Genomic DNA, 16,292 nt, shown 5'->3' on the forward strand with positions numbered 1-16,292 from the left:
TGGTTCTCCTCCGCGGTTGGCGTGGGGGTCGTGTGTCGTCGATACTCCAGTCGGGTGTGGTGCGTGTGTCGCTCCATATGGTGTCGGTGTACGTCGGTGAATACGACGTACTGCGGGCGCTCAGAGACGATTCGGGCGAAAGGACAGTGAGAGGTGAATGCGAGGCTAGCGCCCCGCAATAATGGACGACTGGGCGACGACAGAGCGTTTCGACTGGTGACCCCCGAAGGTACCAGTCGAAGTCGTCTCGTCACGTCGCATCGTACGCAAGCAAAGTGTCGCCTCGGCAATAACGCTTACTCCGCGAATGAACGTCTCGGAGATGGTCGCCCGCGAATCGACTCATTCAGACGAGGAACTGCACTGCTTCGTCCATCCTCCAACGCGGTGGTTCCCGTACGATTCTCCGGTGTCTTGGTCACGGATAGCGAGCGTCGCCTCCGAAGGCACACCACCGTTCTCGGCATCGAGTTTCGTGAGTGCGGTGCAGACCAGTACGTCGGCGTCGTCGTCGCCGTTGAAGTGGGTCGCAGACCGTCGAATCGATATCTCGGCCGTGTTCCATCCTGTCCAGCGAACCGGGCCGCCGACGTTGTAGAACGCCGCCTCGTCGCGCGGCATCCGAACCTCGAACAGGAGGACGAACGAGTCGCCTTCTGCCCACAGCAGGTCGTTCGAGAACTCACCTTGCATGGCCTGTTCGGTCAGCACGTCTCGCTGGTCGTCCGGAGGGTCTGAAAACAGCCATCCCCGGACATCGGTGTCGTCGGGGAACGAACCACAGACGTACTGCTCGGCCGCAGCGTGGAGGTTTGCGTACCCGTGGTCCTGGTAGATGTGGCCGCTCACGGTGCGGCGCACGTCTGTGAGACATCCGGCGGTCGATGCGAGAGAGAATGAAGCAGCGCTAGCGAGGAGGGCACGGCGGCGCATACCAGCCGATTCGGACAGGTTCCTGATAAATCAGTCCCACGTCACCCACAAGAGGACGGCGAGTGCCACCGCTTGGAGGACGTGGATACCCATCAACACCTGCCACGCGATGTCCGGCATCTCGGTGGCGAACCACACCGAGAGCGTCGGGTCGACGAGGTAGTAGTAGAGGGCAAAGAGGTTCTGTGCGAGCAGGAAGAACCCGAAGACGACCAATCCCAGTGCGTGCTTCGAGCGGAACGTGAGCAGGTTTCGCCCCCAGATGAAGAGGAGGACGACGAGGAAGGCGGCGCTCACCCCGACGGAGAGACGGGCGATATCGACCCAGATGCTCATCGCCGCCGCTCCGCTCTGGCAGACGCACAGCACGTTCTCGTGGGCGTCATTCGTTCACTTGCGCGATTATCCGTTCTATCGTATCCCAATGTTGTCTCGTTTGCCCGGAGGGGATGTACACAGAGCCATACCCGGTTCCGCTGTGTTCGACGACGCCGTTCTGGACGAGGACGTCGAGGTGGTGGCGGACCGTCTTGTAGTCGAGATGCAACTCCTCTGCGAGTCGGTTCGCGTTTCGGGGACGGTCCGAGAGTTCGCGGAGGATTCTGATGCGGTTTGCACCGCCTCGTGTGCCGGTCAGCACGTACCAGAGGACGCCCTCCATCGCCCCGTACTACGTCAGATACCGACCTAAGCACATCGGCTATCTGAGAGGTCACCCGTCGGGGTCGCCGGCTAACGGGAGTTCGACTCCCGATTAGTTGTCGGCGACGAGTTGGAGGTCGAAGGCAGCGTCCGTGGGTTCGTCGTCCGTCGTCAGGTAGCCCTGGGCGATTGCGGTGTACGCCCGACCACCCTCGGGTGCGACGTCGAACTCGGCGACGACGTCGCCGTCGTTCATCTCGGTGTCGTCGCGGATTTCGAGGGTGTACTCGCCGGCGTCGACTTCCACCGTCGCCGTGTCACCGAACGCGGCACCGTCGACGAGCGTGAGGTCGGCCGATTTGACGGTCACGTCGACGGCGGGTGCGTCGGGCGAGGCGTGGAAGACACGGATGCGGGCCATATCGTCAGCGGGGTCGGACCGGTCGTCTTCGAGGAGGACGACTTCGAACCCGTTCTCTGCACCGTCTTCGAGTTCGCCGATGGCGGCGGCAGTGTACGCGCCGGCCATCAGGTCGAGTTCCGCGTCGAAGACCACGGTGTCGGGTGCCTCTGTCGCACGAATCGTCACCTGGTGCATACCGGAGGTCAGTCCGAGGTAGTCACTGACGGCACCGAACGGGACGTCAGCGAGGGCGACTTCTTCGTCGACGAGTACGTCGACGTTCGGCGCGTCGGGCGAGAGGTGTGCTGCGCGGAGGTCAACGTCTAACAGACCACCGCCACCCATGCCGGCGTCGACGACGGCGATTGGCCGGAACGCCTTGTCCATCGCGTCTTCGGGGGGCGAGAGGTAGCCCGCAGCGAAGACAGTGTAGACCGTCTCGCCGGCGAGTTGGACGTCGAACTCGGCGACTGCGTCGCCGTCGTTCGTCTCGGTGTCGCCTCTGACTTGCAGCGTGTAGGTGTCTGCGGGGACTTCGACACTGCCGGACTGGGTGAACTCGACGCCGTCGAAGAGCGTCTGGTCACCGGCGGTGATGTCGACGGCGGGAGCGTCGGGAGACGCGTGGACGACGCGGACGCGGGCCATGTCGGCGTCCGGGAGCGACACGTCGTCTTCGAGGATGAGCGGTTCGAAGGTTCCCTCGCCCAGTTCGCCGACGGCGGCGACGGTGTAGGTCGCTTCTTCGACCGGAACGTCACCTTCGAAGGCGACGGTCGATTCGTCACCGGCGGCCGTGACCTTCACCATCCGAGTTCCGACAGGGACCGAGAGGTAGTCACTGACGGCACCGAATGGAACGTCCGAGAGGGCGACTTCGCCATCGACGTACACGTCGACGTTCGGCGCGTCGGGCGAGAGGTGCGCGACGCGGACCATCGCCATCTCCGGTTCCGGCGTCGGCGACGACGTCGTCGTCTCGTTCATCTCGGCTTCGGTCGTCGTCTCGGAGTCGTCTCCACCACCAGCATTTCCGCTTCCCGTACAACCCGCGAGGCCACCGATGATGGCTACACCACCGATTCCACGCAGCATCTCACGGCGCTTTAGATTCGTCATAGCGACGAGAGATGGAATCGTCAGTGTGGATTTGAGGGTTTTCCCAAATCTCACCCTGATGTCACCGGATGTCTCCCGAGTGTCGCCCTGCTGTCACCCTGCCGTAGCGTTAGTTGCGGCCGTCTCTGGCTGAAATTACCTCACGCGCCCGGGGCGAACAGATAGTCGTTCGCTCGCACTGCCACGTGCGCGCCTGCACTGCCACTCGGTCGGTGTCCCGTCCCTTCTCACTCGAAGTCCGGGAGGTCGTCTGGTGCTTCGTACGACGATTCCCAGTCGATGTAGTCGTCTTTGAGCACGTCACACACCTCCTGTCCGAGTTCGGTGAGACCCGCGTTTATCGACGACACTTGCCCCCACGAGGTCAGTTTTGGGTGCAGTTGTCGCTCCTTCCAGTCTTCGGGGATTCCCGGTGCGTGATACCCGACGCGGTCGGCGAAGTCGTCCCAGAAGAAATCGAAGTACGAGAGCAAGTCGAGTTCGAGGACGACCTGCCACTGGTCTTCGGTGACGGGCGTCTCTGCTGCCCACGCTTCGAACGCGTCTTCCCACGCCCCCTCGTTCAGGAACGCCTCCAGTTCGGTTCGCTTGAAGTCGGCGTCGACAGCGACTTGGGCGTCTTCGTACTGGTTCGGGTCGACCTTCGGAAGCGATGGCGGGTCGGGGACGGAAACGTCGAGCATGACAGAGGGTGAGGCGTCTTCCCGGATAAGGGTTAGCCGATTCCGACTCGCAGACTCACTCTTCCATCCGTTCGATGACAGACTCCAACTGGTCGGCACGGGCGGCGACTGCCTCCGCACGGAGTTCTTTCTCCGCGTCGGTCTCACAGACGAGTCGCGGGACCGGCGTCGGGGTGCCGTCGTCGTCGAGGGCGACGAACGTCAGGAACGAGGTGGTCGTCTTGCGTCGCTCGTCGGTCTTCGGATTCTCCGCGTGTACGTCGACTTTCACGTCGATGCTCGTCTGCCCGACGTTGAAGACGTACGCCTCCATGACTGCGACTTCGCCGAGGTCGATGGGACCGATGAAGTCGACGTGGTCCATCGAGGCGGTGACGCACTGCCGGTTGCAAAAGCGCATCGCGGCAATCGCGCCGCAGATGTCCATCCAGTGGAGGACGGCACCACCGAGGGCGCGCCCGAGGTTGTTGGTGTCGTTCGGGAGGAGCAGTTCCGTCATCTCCGTCTGGGACTCTGCGAGGGTCGCAGTACGTTCGCTCATGAACGGGGCGTCGCACCGAGGGGGCTTGAAATCGTAGGACCTGGCCGCACCGCGGTCACTCGTCGAAGTCGACGTCGAAGGCTTCGGGCGGTTGGCCCGCCGCGTCGAGGACGCCGTCGGAGATGAGAATCGGGCAGTCGACGCGAATCGCGAGGGAGATGGCGTCGCTCGGACGAGCGTCGAACACGAACGTCTGTGCCTCCCCGTGCTGGTAGCGTTCGGCGTCGACTTTCGCGAAGAACGTCCCGTTCGAGATGTCGTCGATGCGGATACTGTCGATGGCACCACCGAACTCCGTCACCATCTCGACGAGTAAGTCGTGCGTCAACGGGCGCTCGAACTGTTCGCCTGAGAGACCGAGTTGGATGGCCTGGGCCTGGTCCGACGTGATGACAATCGGGAGGAACTCGTCGCGGGCCTCGAGGATTACCGCGGGGACGCTCGACCCGTCCTCACCGACACCGACCCCGATACCACGGACCACGGCACGGTGTTTCATGCTACTCTGTAGTTGCGCGGAGTACGAATAGTTACCCCACCGACGAGTCGCGACGCGGGGTGAGACGAACCAGGTCAGAAGGTCGGAGCGGTGGCGAGAAAACGGCCGTCAGCGACGATAGAACTGGACGACTGCGATTGTGAGGAGGATGACGAGGCCACCCGCGAAGAACGCCAGTCCCGGCGGGAATCCCTGCACGACTGTCGGGGCCGCTTCGGTGGCCACTGTCGTCACGGCGTCCGCCTCTGCGCCGCCGGACTCGGCGACGGGTGCAATCCCACGGAGGCCGCGGGTCGCGAACCACTGGACGAGTGCGGAGAGAAGCCCCAGGACGGCCACGGCCCCGAGGAGGCTACTGAGGATACTCGCGACGCCCGAGCGTGTCTCTTCGGTGGCCGCGACGACGACGAGTGGTCTGTCGGCGGGCGCGTACACTTTCATCTCTCGTCCCTTCTCCGAGTAGACGGTGTCGACCACTTCGACGAGACCGGCGTCGTCCAGTTTTCGGAGGTGGTACTGGACGTTCTGGAGGGACGTCTCGACGCGCTCTGCGAGGTCCGCGGCGTTGGTCGGTTGCTCGTGGAGCGCAGCGAGGATGTGACGGGCGGTCGCAGACGAGAGCGCCGACAGGAGGTCGGAGGCCTCGTCGTCGCCGAGTCCGATGACTCGGGGCGCGGCCTCGTCTGCAGAGGAGGTGTCTGGAGCGGAGGGCAGCAAACCTGCCATACGAGGCGATACTACACCGGAGGTTACAAACTTGTTGTCCCGACGGTCAGTGGAGTCGACGACCCCTCGTCACTCGCTCGGGTCGACGACCAGTACCCGCAGGTCGTTGACGTTGGTTCCAGTCGGTCCCGTGTCGACGAGTGCGTCGGCGTCGCGGAGCGTCGGGAGTGCATCGTTCTTCGCCAGTGCAGCGTGTGCGTCCCGTGCGGAGACGGACGACGAATCGACGATGGCACCCGCAACGTCGGTTCCGCCGTCTTTTCCGTCGCTGTCGATGCTGGCGAGAACCGCGTCCGCCGGAAGTTCTGGCGCGGCGGCGAGGCAGAATTCGAGGTTCGGGCCACCGGACCCGTCTCCCCTGACAGTGACCGTGCACTCGCCGCCCGAGAGAATCACGGCAGGTGCGTCGAGTGGGTTCCCGGTGGCGAGTACCTCTTCGGCGACAGCGACGTGCGTCTTCGCCGCCTCGCGTGCTTCTCCGCGAACCCGAGACGAGAGGATGACTGAGTCGTACCCGCGGTCCGTCGCCACGTCGCGGGCCGCATCGAGCGCAGTGAACGTGTCGGCGAGGACGTGGTTCTCGACTCGGTCGAACACCGAGTCGCCCGTGGTGGGCGTCTCTGGTACGTCTCCCGCAGACCCGCGAGCGAGGCGCGTCCGGACCGACTTCGGAACGTCGAGGTCGAACCGGTCCAGCACGTCGAGGGCGTCGTCGTAGGTCGTCTCGTCGGGGGCCGTCGGCCCCGACGCGATGACGCCGAGGTCGTTTCCGACGACGTCCGAGAGGACGAGTCCAACGACAGTCGCCGGGGACGCGAGGCGTGCAAGGCCACCGCCCTTGAGCGTCGAGAGGTGCTTTCTGACGGCGTTAAGGTCGTGAATCTCGGCCCCGCTCGCGAGCAACTGGTCCGTCGTTTCGCGGAGGTCAGAGAGCGAGATTCCGTTCGCGGGGGCCGGGAGAACCGCACTCGCGCCGCCGGTGACGGCGACGAGGACGAGCGTTCGTTCGCCGAGGTCGGAGACGAGGTCCACGAGACGGCGGGTACTCTCGACACCGCGTTCCGAAGGAACCGGGTGGTCTCCGGGCAGGCGGTCGATTCGGTCTCCATCACCCGGATTCGGCGTCACGACCACGCCCGCGTCGATTCGGTCGCCGAGGACACCTTCGAGTGCGTCCGCGACGCCATCGCCCGCTTTTCCGCCACCGACCACGAGGATTCGGTCGTACGCGGAGAGGTCGTAGGTCGAGTCCGCGATAGAGAGCACGTCACCGTCGAGTGAGACCGACTCGCTGACGACGCGTTCGGGGAGAACCGCCTCGACGCCCGCGTGGAGACAGTCGACGGCCGTCTCGTGGGCGCGGGTCGGGGTTCGCGCATCGAAATCCTGCATGGTTCGTGGGTGATGCCGACACGGATAAAAACCGTGGGCCGGTAAACCCGGCGATGAACGATTCGTCGCCCGGCGAGGGCCACGTCCACGTCGTCGGGACGGCCCACGTCTCGGCCGACAGCGTCCGAGAGGTCGAAGAGACCGTCAAATCGGAACGCCCAGACGTTGTCGCGGTCGAACTCGACGAGGGTCGGTACCGACAGTTGAAGGGCGGAACGCCAGACGATATCGAAGCGCGCGACCTGCTCCGCGGGAACACCGTCTTCCAGTTTATCGCCTACTGGATGCTCTCGTACGTCCAGTCACGAATGGGAGACAAGTTCGACGTGAAACCCGGTGCGGACATGCTCGCGGCGGTCGAGACGGCCGAAGAAGAGAGTCTCGACGTCGCACTCGTCGACCGTGACATCCAGACGACCATCCAGCGCTTCTGGCGGCGGATGGGGACGCTCGAAAAGATGCGCATGGCCGGTGACCTCGCGTTCGGCGTCGCCGACGCACGGGGTGTCGGTGCTATCGCCGGCATCGCCGTCGGTGTCTTCCTCGGCCCACTCGTCGGCCTCTACGGCGACGTGGTCGGAATCTCTGACCTCTTCTTGACGCGTGCAGCGACTGGCGCAGTCGTCGGCGCGGCGGCGGCGTATCTCCTCTACACTATCGCGTCGTTCTCGCTCAGCGGCGACGACGCACTCCTCGCCGGACTCGGCGGGGGCGCGGCAGTCGGCCTCGTCGGCGGGTTCGGACTCGGGTACGGGACCGGACTCGTCACGTCGCTTCTCGGTGGCCTCGGGACGACCATCGTCGGTAGCCTCGTCGTCGGTATCCTCGCCGGCGTGGCCGTCGGTGTCGCCGTCGGGACCGTGTTGAACGCAGTCGGCCTGTTCACACCGGCCGAGGGAACCGACGTCGAAGAGTTCGACATGGCCGACCTGACCGACGGCGACGTGGTCTCGGCGATGATGGAAGAGTTCCGCCGGTTCAGTCCGGGTGGCGCTGAGGCCCTCATCGACGAACGCGACGCCTACATCGCCCACCAACTCGTCGCGCTCCGTCAGTCGGGACGCAGCGTCGTCGCCGTGGTCGGCGCAGGTCACAAAGCCGGTATCGAAGGCTATCTCGAAAACCCCCAGACGCTTCCGCCGATGGAGTCACTCGTCGGCGTCGCCGAGAAAGACGGGTTCCCGTGGGGGAAGATCGTCGGATTCGGCATCACTGCGGTGTTCGTCACGTTCTTCGTCCTCCTCGCGATGGCGGGCGTCGGGAACCAGCGCCTCCTGACGATATTCGGTGCGTGGTTCCTCATCAACGGCATCTTCGCCGCTGGTCTCGCTAAACTCGCCGGTGCGCGCTGGACCTCCGCGCTCGTCGGCGGTGCCGTCGCGTGGATGACCTCTATCAACCCGCTTCTCGCTCCGGGATGGTTCACAGGCTACGTCGAACTTCGACACACACCCGTCAACGTCGGCGACATCGGGACGTTGAACGAGATTCTCTCCGACGAAGAGACACCTATCGCCGACCTCGTCGGCCAGATGTTCGACGTTCCGCTGTTCAAACTCATCATGGTCGTGGCGATGACGAACATCGGGAGCATCATCGCGAGTTTCCTGTTCGTGACGTACGTCCTCCCAGTCATCGCGGCGGACCTCGGTGGCATCACGGGCGTCACGAACCTCATGCTCGAAGGCGCGGCGAACAGCGCCGACCTCATCTGGAGGACCCTCGCATGAACATCACCTTCTCGTCGCGCGAACTGCGTGACCTCGTCGTCGCGTGGATTGCACTGGGTCTCGCGTTCGCCATCTTCTTCGCCGGTGGCGGCCAGCGAGCAATCTCGATGCTGCTCGGCGGGTCGTTCGGCCTCGCACTCGTCGTGAGTCTGTTGACCGCCGGTGTGGGCTTCCTCCTTCACGAAGTCGCCCACAAAGTCGTCGCCGTTCGGTACGGGCAAATCGCCGAGTTCCGCGCCGACTACAGTATGCTCGGTATCGCCATCATGAGCGCTCTCGTCGGGTTCATCTTCGCCGCACCGGGTGCCGTCTACCACCGGGGGATGCTCACCGAACGCGAACACGGCCTCATCGCACTCGCCGGGCCAGCGACGAATCTCTTACTCCTCGTCGCGTTCGCGCCCCTCTTCGTCGCGGGTCTCGTCCTCGGGTCCGGCATCCTCGAACTCATCGGTGCACGCGGACTCGTCATCAACGCGTTCCTCGCGGCGTTCAACATGCTCCCCTTCGCGTCGCTCGACGGTCGGACAGTCAAAGCGTGGAGTACCCCCGTCTTCGCGGGTGTCCTCGCCCTGTCGATTCTCTTGACGGTGGGTCTCCTCCTGTTCGTCGGGTTCTGAACTCGCGTCACCCTGTCGGTCGGGGAGACTCACAGGCCGCGTTTCTCACTCGGTCGACCACCGTCGAACGCATCGAGAGAGCGAGGTTCGGCAGTCAAAATCGTGGAGAGTGGAGTCGCAGTCGTAGTTGCAGCATGAAAGGAAGCGGGACCAATCGACGCCTGCTGGGGCAATAGCGGGCGCCTGGGGAGCCGAGACGAGTCCAGAGTGGAGTCGAACGCAGTGCCGTGACGGACGTCTCGGGTTAGTCCTGTGCGTGACCGCGTCCGAGGACCAGGGCGGTTGCGTGGAGCGCCAAGAGACCCACGAACAGAGGCACGTCAGCGGAGGTGAGACCGTTCGCGAGGAGGGGCAAGTATGCAATTGGAAGGGCGACGGCTGACCAGAACGCGACGGCTTCTATCGGTTGGTACGCGAGGCGGCCGACCGTGGAGGCGAAGTCGAGGGCAATCGAGTCGGTGGTGGAGGGGATTCCGGACATCGTCATTCCTTCATACGACAGGGACCGTCATATAAGGGGCCGAGCGTTACGGTGAATTCGCTCGCTTTTCTCACTCTTTATTCCTCGATGAAACCGGTTAGGACGCTTTTGAAACGTTTTACAAACGCCTCAGAACGAGCGAGACGATTCATAATCGCTTCTCAACCTTTTTCACGTGTTTGGGCAAATTTTGCCAAATCGGAGGGTGGAATCGGCCACCGACCGCCCAACCGACTCCGCAAACGTAACAGGAACCAGTTACAGGTGGCTCGGCTCGGACGACAGTCGTTGGACGCGCTCCGGGGCGACGAGACACTCCGACGTTCACAACCGGGTCGACGGCAGACATATCCAAGTACGTGTACAAACGAGACCCTGTGATTTTATATTTCGGCCTATCTCGTACACGAACATGACGAAAGACGACTCCGAGGGGATGACGTACGCCGAGGCTGGCGTCGATATCGAGGCGAGTGAGGCCGCCACGGCAGCACTCGTCGCACAGGTCGGCGGCGGGTCGGGCGACTACGCCGGACTGCTCGACATCGGCGACCGATACCTCGCCCTCGCCACCGACGGCGTCGGCACGAAACTCCTCGTCGCCGAGGCACTCGGAGACTACTCGACAGTCGGCATCGACTGCATCGCGATGAACGCCAACGACCTGGTCGCTGCGGGCGTTCGGCCCGTCGCGTTCGTCGACTACCTCGCAGTCGACACTCCCGACGAAACCTTCGCAGAACAGGTCGGACAGGGACTCGCTGCGGGTGCCGAGGAAGCGGACATCGAACTCGTCGGTGGCGAGACAGCGGTCATGCCCGAAGTCATCAACGGACTCGACCTCGCAGGAACCTGTGCCGGACTCGGGAAGAAAGACGCCATCTTCCCGGGTGAGGCCGAACCGGGCGACGTGCTCGTCGGATTCCCGTCGTCGGGTATCCACTCGAACGGCCTGACGCTCGCACGCAAGGCCGCTACGACCGACGGCGACTACGACGACGAGTGGGACGGCGACGAGTACGAGACGGTCGGCGAGGCACTCCTCGAACCGACGCGTCTCTACACGTACCTCTTGGACGACTTGCGCGCCGCAGAGACCCACGCTGCGGCCCACGTCACCGGCGGTGGGTGGACGAACCTCGAACGGATGGGCGAGTTCCACTACGTCGTCGACGACGCGTTCGACCCGCAGGCAGTCTTCGAGTTCGTCCAGAAGAGAGGCGGAATCTCCGACGAGGAGATGCACAAGACGTTCAACATGGGAACCGGATTCGTCGCCGCCGTCCCCGACGCAAACGCCGAGGCACTCGTCGAGGCGACTGACGGTCGCATCATCGGCCGCGTCGAAGACGGGTCTGGTGTCTCGATTCGTGGCCTCGACCTGTAACGAGACGAACCATTCTTAAGACCGGTTTTTCCTTATCGAAGTGTGACACGACGACCACCGACACCCGACGGGGTGCCATTCATCGGGCACACCCTCGGGTACGCGACAAAACCGTTCGACACTGTCGCCGACCTGCTGGCAGAACACGGCGTCGACGACGTCGTCGGCCTCGACGTGTGGGGGATGGGTGAACTGTACGTCCTCGCCCACCCGGAGTACTTCGAGCGAGTGTTGGTTTCCGAGCGTGACGCCATCTCGAAGGGAGCCGAGTTCACAGATGCAGTCGGCCAGAGTGTCGGTGCTGTAGAGGGTGACACGTGGCGATTGCAGCGAACGGAAATCGACCCGTTCTTCCGCTGGGACCGCATGTCCGACTACGCCCCGACGATGCGAGAACAGGTCGAGCGACGACTCGGTTCGTGGCCGTCCTCGGGAACCGTGTCGCTCGTCTCCGAGATGAAAAATCTCACTCTGGACATCATCTTCGCAACCATTCTCGGACGGGAACTCGACCTCGATGGCGACACCGAAGTGAGAGAGGCGGCCGACGGTATCAACGGATTGTTCGAGCCAATCGCGTGGGCACTCCCCGATTGGGTCCCCACGCCGGGTCGTCGCAGGTTCGAACGGGCCGACCAGGTTCTCCGTGCAGAGGTCAGAACCCTCGTCGAATCGGCACGCGATGGCAGTCTCGCTTCGCGATTGTCGGAGGCACTCGGTAGTGAGTACCCGGCGACCGTCGAAGAGATGGAAGACCAACTCGTCGGGATGATTTTCGCCGGACACGAGACGACCGCACTGGCGCTCACGTTCACACTCTATCTCTTGGCCACGCATCCCGAGGCGTACGAGGACGCGGTCGCCGAAGTGGACGATGTCGTCGGTGACGGGCCAGTGACCGAGGAGGCAATCGATAACCTCCCCGTACTCGAACGCGTCCTCAAAGAGAGTCTTCGACTGTACCCTCCGGTACACACACTTCCGCGGGTGACGACCAACCCGTTCTCGGTCGGGGAGCGGACGATTCCCGCAGGGACTGACATCCATCTCTCGGTGATTCGTGTTCACCGCGACGAGCGTTGGTACGACGAACCACTCGAATTCCGCCCCGAGCGCTGGGCCGACGACGACGAGAGACCACAGTACGCCTACGTCCCCTTCGGCGCAGGCCCGCGGAGTTGTCTCGGGCGTGCGTTCGCACTCACCGAGGCGAAAATCGTCCTCGCAACAGTTCTCAGAGACTTCGAACTCGACTGGGGAACAGACGACCCATTAGAAATCACTCCCGAGATGACGACCCAACCGAAGGGTTCGACTCCCCTCGTCGTTCGCCGCCGGTAACGTCGTCGTCGCCTGCCCTCGACAGCGTCGTCGTCCGCTGTCGGATTCGACCCGTGTCAGATGTGCGCGGCGATGTCTGCTTCCGTGATGATACCGACCGTCTCGCCGCCTTCGACGACGAGAATCGCCGAGTTGTGGTCGAGGTAGACGCCGACTTCGTCCAGCGTGGTCTCGGGTTCGACCGTCGTGATACTCTCGGACATGACTTCGTTCACCGGGCGTTCTGCGACGTTGTCCTCTTGGACGTGGCGGATGTCGGCGTTCGAGATGATGCCCAGTGGCCGACCATTCTCGATGACGGGCAACTGCGAGAACCCTGCGTCGAGCATCATGTCGCGTGCTTCGAGGACGGAGTTGTCCGGTGCGACGCTTCGAACCTGCGTGTTCATGATGTCTTCTGCGCGGACGATACGGCCCTCTGCCTCGTCGAGTGCCTCGACGATGCGTCTCAGCGTCGAAAGCCGTGGGTCGACGTCTCCGCCCTCGATGCGGGCGATGAGTGGTTGTGAGACACCCGCCATGTCGGCGAGTTTGCTCTGGGTCAACTCCAGTGCCTTGCGGCGTTCCCGAAGGTCCTGCGGCGTGGGGAGTTCCATGCCGAGGAATAACCCACGGTTATGAAAAAAGGTTCTGGTCGCTCAGGCCTCTTCTTCGTCGAACTCCATCACGTCGATGACGTCGAGGGGGACGTCGCGGAGTGCGCCGCCGACTTCGCTCTTCGCGATGCGGGAGGCGTGTTTCTCGCCGTCTGCGTTGAAAATCTTGATTTCGAGGAGCAGTCCGACGAGTGCGGTGTTGGCCGCGATGAACGCGGAGTCGAACGGTTCGCCACAGGCCGGACACGGCGTGGCACCGACTTCGACTTCGACGTACTCTTTGTTCTTTTCGTTGAGTCGCTTGCCAGCCTCGCTGACGGCGACGCCGATGGCGTCGTCGATGTCCTCGACGTCCCGTACCAACCAGGCCGCCTCCATCGCGACGAGATAGTTGCTCATACTCCTGTTACGCGCCGGTGGGGTTTCGTGTCTTGTGGTTCGCGCGGACGGATGGTAGACAGTTCCACCCGCACACGATGCGCGACGAAGTACCGTCGTCCGCGACAGTCGCGAATTCGGACCAGAACGCGCACGGCCTGCGCATGCCATCGATATTATCCTCATAAGTTACGAGAATCCCCCGGACTGGCCACAGACTACCCACGCGGAATAGTCGCTCGTATTGGAGTATGTACAAGTGTAGTTGAATCGCCAGACAGCGTCGGGGGTGGAATTCCCCGAGGTGGGAAAGCTTATATTCGAGGGCATCTGGAGCCACGACTGAGGACACGGAAATGACACCCCGCCTGACGAAGTACGTCCTATTCGCCGCCTATCAACTGTCGGTCGCGACAGGCATCGCGCTCTTGCCGATTGCCCTCGCTGCCCGCCGGATGGGCGTGACCCTCCCAGTCCGTCGTCTCGTCGAGACGACCGGAAACGCATACGAACGCGCTGCGGCCCGCTAACCCGGCCCACGCGCCACTTTTTGACAGACCCACCGTCGCCGAAGAGCGACGCCGCCGCCGACAGGCGTCAGACAGCGCGACACCGGCAACGGCGAGGTGAAGGGTTGCATTTATCAGCGCCGAAGTGCAATCGCAGACAATGCGTACCCCGACTCACGACGAGTTCTCCGGCCGTCTCGATTCGCTCAACGGCGACCACTCGAACGTGTTCGGCCCCGAACTCGGCGAGTTCCCACACGCCGAGCGACGCGCCGAATCACTCGGTGACAAAGAGACGAAGACCGGTACCACGACCGTCGGCATCAAAACCGAAGAGGGCGTCGTCCTGGCGACCGACATGCGCGCGAGCATGGGCTACATGGTCTCTTCGAAGGACGTCCAGAAGGTCGAAGAGATTCACCCGACGGGCGCACTGACCATCGCTGGGTCGGTCTCTGCTGCCCAGTCGCTCATCAGTTCGCTCCGCGCGGAAGTCCGCCTCTACGAGGCCCGCCGCGGCGAAGACATGAGCATGCAGGCGCTGTCGACGCTCGTCGGCAACTTCCTGCGCTCTGGTGGCTTCTACATCGTCCAGCCCATCCTCGGCGGCGTGGACGAAGAAGGCGGCCACATCTACAGCATCGACCCCGCAGGGTCGGTCCTCGAAGAAGAGTACACCGTCACTGGCTCTGGCAGTCAGTACGCCCTCGGTGTCCTCGAACGCGAGTACGAAGAAGACCTGAGCGTCGACGAAGCGAAGCAGGTCGCCACGAACGCCATCCGCGCGGCAGTCGAGCGTGACCTCGCGTCGGGTAACGGCATCAACATCGCCGTCGTCACCGAAGACGGCGTCGACATCCAGCGCCACCAGAACTTCGAAGGCCTCGAATAAGGCCCCTCTCGGTTTCTCTTCGCTTTCAACGACTCGCCCACCCGCAGGACTCGTCGGGTGAGTCAGCACGACCGAGAGGACGGGGGCGTCGCTTATCTCCCGTCACCCCTACCAGCACCCGTGCTTGGATTGCGATTCTTCGCGTGTGGCCAGTGTGGCACCGTCACCGCAGACCCCGAAGAACCGTCACGGTGCAGCAGGTGCGAAGAACCATCTCTCGAAGAGATTACGCACAAACTGGGCGATTACACGTACTTCGCACCGCCCACGGACCGAAACTGCTGACTGGGACGGAGACTGCCTTCGCCCGCTTAGAACCAGTCCGCGAACGCCCCTTCGAGGAGCGTGTCCGACTGCTGTTCGACGTACTCGCGTTGCATCTGGTGAAGTGCGGCCTCGAAGTCGGCACCGCTGTCGAGGTGTTCACGGACGCGTTCGCGCTTCCAGTCGGCCGGTGTGACGCCCGTCTCGACGCGCTTCCGCAGGGGTTCGAGGTAGTAGTTGGCTTCTTCTTCCGAACACCCGGCGAGTCGGAGGCCGTCGCGGGCGTGGATGAGCAGGTCTTCGTACATCTCGGCACCCGACACCACGTCACCATCGGCGTCTATCCACTGCAAGTCGCCGTGTGGTCCCTCGCGCATCGCAGTGTAGAAGTTCTCGTTCGCGACGTCCCACTCGAGGTCGATGACCGGGTGGTCCTGCCGCGGGAGACGCTCCATCAGACCTGCGAACGCGGCTTGGAACGCCACGGAGTCGCGGACAGTCGGTTGCCCGGCGATTGGCCGGAACTCGATGCGCGCGTTCGCCGACGACCGGGACGCGCCGTCGAACACTGGGCGAACCCACCGCCAGTAGGTGCCGTGTTTCCGGCGAAGCGTGGCGAATTCGTCGTCGAATCGGTCCCCTCGTGCGACGGACATCGGAACCATCGTCGAGTCGGCGACGACCCGGTCGACGGCGTCTTCGACGGTGTCGAGGTCCGTCGGGAACGTGACTTTCTCGTGGTCCCCAGAGTTGAGGACTGACTCGAAGACGGCGATACGGTGTTCGTCCCACCCGTCGTCCAGTATCTCCTCTGCCGTCGCGTCGTCGTCGTAGAGGTCGGCGGGGAAGAACGGCGAGTTGACGCCGAGTGCGAGGAGTGGTCCAGCGACCCGGAGGGCGTAGTTGAAGAAGTGGGGGAGGTCTGCGGCGTGCGGCACCTGATAGTGCGGTTGGATGGACGTGATGAGTGCCTCGGGCATCACCGTGTCTGCTTCGAGCGAGACGTGTGGTGCCTCGAGTTCGAACGACGGCGGCGCAGTCGGCCCGTTGGCCATCGCGTGATACCGCACCGAGTTACTCATGTTCGTCGCGAGGCGGACCCCACCGTCCCTGATAGAGTCCGTGAGGTACTCACGGGCAGATTCGCCGGCCGGCG

General features: G+C 63.5%; 19 protein-coding genes. 6 read left to right on the top strand and 13 right to left on the bottom strand.

The window, feature by feature from the left end; all coding sequences use genetic code 11:
* Positions 1-342: 342 nt before the first annotated feature.
* The 9 genes from AUR66_RS00660 to AUR66_RS00700 all read right to left on the bottom strand — a co-directional run bounded on the left by AUR66_RS00660 (position 343) and on the right by AUR66_RS00700 (position 6,938).
* Positions 343-933, bottom strand: a complete 591-nt coding sequence (locus AUR66_RS00660) for a hypothetical protein (protein ID WP_058570607.1) — start codon at positions 931-933, stop codon at positions 343-345.
* Positions 934-963: 30 nt separating this feature from the next.
* Entirely contained in the window at positions 964-1,269 is a 306-nt protein-coding gene (locus AUR66_RS00665; RefSeq protein ID WP_058570608.1) for a hypothetical protein, read from the bottom strand.
* 46 nt (positions 1,270-1,315) lie between these two features.
* Positions 1,316-1,594 carry an ArsR/SmtB family transcription factor gene (locus tag AUR66_RS00670; RefSeq protein ID WP_058570609.1) on the bottom strand — a complete coding sequence of 93 codons (279 nt, stop codon included), beginning with the start codon at positions 1,592-1,594 and terminating at the stop codon, positions 1,316-1,318.
* A gap of 93 nt (positions 1,595-1,687) precedes the next feature.
* Entirely contained in the window at positions 1,688-3,097 is a 1,410-nt protein-coding gene (locus tag AUR66_RS00675) for a DUF4397 domain-containing protein (protein WP_058570610.1), read from the bottom strand.
* Positions 3,098-3,324: 227 nt separating this feature from the next.
* Positions 3,325-3,780 carry a hypothetical protein gene (locus tag AUR66_RS00680; RefSeq protein ID WP_058570611.1) on the bottom strand — a complete coding sequence of 152 codons (456 nt, stop codon included), beginning with the start codon at positions 3,778-3,780 and terminating at the stop codon, positions 3,325-3,327.
* A 55-nt stretch (positions 3,781-3,835) separates the two neighbouring features.
* Positions 3,836-4,321 (bottom strand): acyl-CoA thioesterase, encoded by a 486-nt coding sequence (locus AUR66_RS00685; RefSeq protein ID WP_058570612.1) that lies wholly within the window; start codon positions 4,319-4,321, stop codon positions 3,836-3,838.
* A gap of 55 nt (positions 4,322-4,376) precedes the next feature.
* The gene (locus AUR66_RS00690; RefSeq protein ID WP_058570613.1) at positions 4,377-4,820 is read right to left on the bottom strand and encodes a bifunctional nuclease family protein; all 444 of its coding nucleotides are present in this window, start codon (positions 4,818-4,820) and stop codon (positions 4,377-4,379) included.
* 108 nt (positions 4,821-4,928) lie between these two features.
* Positions 4,929-5,546 (bottom strand): ArsR/SmtB family transcription factor, encoded by a 618-nt coding sequence (locus tag AUR66_RS00695; protein ID WP_058570614.1) that lies wholly within the window; start codon positions 5,544-5,546, stop codon positions 4,929-4,931.
* Positions 5,547-5,615: 69 nt separating this feature from the next.
* Positions 5,616-6,938 carry a glycerate kinase type-2 family protein gene (locus AUR66_RS00700; RefSeq protein WP_058570615.1) on the bottom strand — a complete coding sequence of 441 codons (1,323 nt, stop codon included), beginning with the start codon at positions 6,936-6,938 and terminating at the stop codon, positions 5,616-5,618.
* Between the two features lie 53 nt (positions 6,939-6,991).
* Here AUR66_RS00700 and AUR66_RS00705 point away from each other — a divergent pair, with 53 nt between their 5' ends.
* Positions 6,992-8,668 carry a TraB/GumN family protein gene (locus AUR66_RS00705; protein ID WP_058570616.1) on the top strand — a complete coding sequence of 559 codons (1,677 nt, stop codon included), beginning with the start codon at positions 6,992-6,994 and terminating at the stop codon, positions 8,666-8,668.
* On the top strand, positions 8,665-9,288 hold the full coding sequence (locus tag AUR66_RS00710; RefSeq protein WP_058570617.1) for a Zn-dependent protease: 624 nt from the start codon (positions 8,665-8,667) through the stop codon (positions 9,286-9,288). The genes AUR66_RS00705 and AUR66_RS00710 overlap by 4 nt, the downstream gene beginning before the upstream one ends.
* A 244-nt stretch (positions 9,289-9,532) precedes the next feature.
* Here AUR66_RS00710 and AUR66_RS00715 read toward each other — a convergent pair whose 3' ends face one another.
* A complete protein-coding gene (locus tag AUR66_RS00715; protein WP_197409641.1) occupies positions 9,533-9,769 on the bottom strand; it encodes a hypothetical protein in 237 nt (78 codons plus the stop codon).
* Between the two features lie 412 nt (positions 9,770-10,181).
* Between AUR66_RS00715 and purM the strand changes: the two genes are divergently transcribed.
* Both purM and AUR66_RS00725 read left to right on the top strand, forming a co-directional pair.
* Positions 10,182-11,156, top strand: a complete 975-nt coding sequence (gene purM / locus AUR66_RS00720; RefSeq protein ID WP_058570619.1) for a phosphoribosylformylglycinamidine cyclo-ligase — start codon at positions 10,182-10,184, stop codon at positions 11,154-11,156.
* A 42-nt stretch (positions 11,157-11,198) separates the two neighbouring features.
* On the top strand, positions 11,199-12,497 hold the full coding sequence (locus AUR66_RS00725) for a cytochrome P450 (RefSeq protein WP_082682083.1): 1,299 nt from the start codon (positions 11,199-11,201) through the stop codon (positions 12,495-12,497).
* A 56-nt stretch (positions 12,498-12,553) separates the two neighbouring features.
* On the opposite strand, the gene AUR66_RS00730 is transcribed toward AUR66_RS00725, so the two are convergent.
* Together AUR66_RS00730 and AUR66_RS00735 are read right to left on the bottom strand one after the other, a co-directional pair.
* Positions 12,554-13,093, bottom strand: a complete 540-nt coding sequence (locus tag AUR66_RS00730) for a CBS domain-containing protein (protein ID WP_058570621.1) — start codon at positions 13,091-13,093, stop codon at positions 12,554-12,556.
* 42 nt (positions 13,094-13,135) lie between these two features.
* Complete coding sequence (locus tag AUR66_RS00735; RefSeq protein ID WP_058570622.1) at positions 13,136-13,492, bottom strand: DUF555 domain-containing protein; 357 nt, start codon at positions 13,490-13,492, stop codon at positions 13,136-13,138.
* 335 nt (positions 13,493-13,827) lie between these two features.
* Between AUR66_RS00735 and AUR66_RS21600 the strand changes: the two genes are divergently transcribed.
* Both AUR66_RS21600 and psmB read left to right on the top strand, forming a co-directional pair.
* Entirely contained in the window at positions 13,828-14,001 is a 174-nt protein-coding gene (locus tag AUR66_RS21600) for a hypothetical protein (RefSeq protein WP_197409640.1), read from the top strand.
* A gap of 139 nt (positions 14,002-14,140) precedes the next feature.
* Positions 14,141-14,872, top strand: a complete 732-nt coding sequence (psmB, locus tag AUR66_RS00740) for an archaeal proteasome endopeptidase complex subunit beta (RefSeq protein WP_058570623.1) — start codon at positions 14,141-14,143, stop codon at positions 14,870-14,872.
* A 311-nt stretch (positions 14,873-15,183) separates the two neighbouring features.
* Here the strand turns inward: psmB and AUR66_RS00745 are convergent.
* Positions 15,184-16,292: hypothetical protein (locus tag AUR66_RS00745; RefSeq protein ID WP_058570624.1), on the bottom strand; the 1,109-nt coding region annotated here is incomplete at its 5' end.

The organism is Haloferax profundi (assembly GCF_001469865.1).
Lineage (GTDB): Archaea > Halobacteriota > Halobacteria > Halobacteriales > Haloferacaceae > Haloferax > Haloferax profundi.

Coding starts and splice junctions, on each gene's coding strand:
- AUR66_RS00705 (WP_058570616.1), top strand. CDS start 6,992: ATGAACGATTCGTCGCCCGGCGAGGGCCACGTCCACGTCGTCGGGACG.
- AUR66_RS00690 (WP_058570613.1), bottom strand. CDS start 4,820: ATGAAACACCGTGCCGTGGTCCGTGGTATCGGGGTCGGTGTCGGTGAG.
- AUR66_RS00670 (WP_058570609.1), bottom strand. CDS start 1,594: ATGGAGGGCGTCCTCTGGTACGTGCTGACCGGCACACGAGGCGGTGCA.
- AUR66_RS00665 (WP_058570608.1), bottom strand. CDS start 1,269: ATGAGCATCTGGGTCGATATCGCCCGTCTCTCCGTCGGGGTGAGCGCC.
- AUR66_RS00680 (WP_058570611.1), bottom strand. CDS start 3,780: ATGCTCGACGTTTCCGTCCCCGACCCGCCATCGCTTCCGAAGGTCGAC.
- AUR66_RS00685 (WP_058570612.1), bottom strand. CDS start 4,321: ATGAGCGAACGTACTGCGACCCTCGCAGAGTCCCAGACGGAGATGACG.
- psmB (WP_058570623.1), top strand. CDS start 14,141: ATGCGTACCCCGACTCACGACGAGTTCTCCGGCCGTCTCGATTCGCTC.
- AUR66_RS00710 (WP_058570617.1), top strand. CDS start 8,665: ATGAACATCACCTTCTCGTCGCGCGAACTGCGTGACCTCGTCGTCGCG.
- AUR66_RS21600 (WP_197409640.1), top strand. CDS start 13,828: ATGACACCCCGCCTGACGAAGTACGTCCTATTCGCCGCCTATCAACTG.
- AUR66_RS00715 (WP_197409641.1), bottom strand. CDS start 9,769: ATGTCCGGAATCCCCTCCACCACCGACTCGATTGCCCTCGACTTCGCC.
- AUR66_RS00675 (WP_058570610.1), bottom strand. CDS start 3,097: ATGACGAATCTAAAGCGCCGTGAGATGCTGCGTGGAATCGGTGGTGTA.
- purM (WP_058570619.1), top strand. CDS start 10,182: ATGACGAAAGACGACTCCGAGGGGATGACGTACGCCGAGGCTGGCGTC.
- AUR66_RS00730 (WP_058570621.1), bottom strand. CDS start 13,093: ATGGAACTCCCCACGCCGCAGGACCTTCGGGAACGCCGCAAGGCACTG.
- AUR66_RS00735 (WP_058570622.1), bottom strand. CDS start 13,492: ATGAGCAACTATCTCGTCGCGATGGAGGCGGCCTGGTTGGTACGGGAC.
- AUR66_RS00660 (WP_058570607.1), bottom strand. CDS start 933: ATGCGCCGCCGTGCCCTCCTCGCTAGCGCTGCTTCATTCTCTCTCGCA.
- AUR66_RS00700 (WP_058570615.1), bottom strand. CDS start 6,938: ATGCAGGATTTCGATGCGCGAACCCCGACCCGCGCCCACGAGACGGCC.
- AUR66_RS00695 (WP_058570614.1), bottom strand. CDS start 5,546: ATGGCAGGTTTGCTGCCCTCCGCTCCAGACACCTCCTCTGCAGACGAG.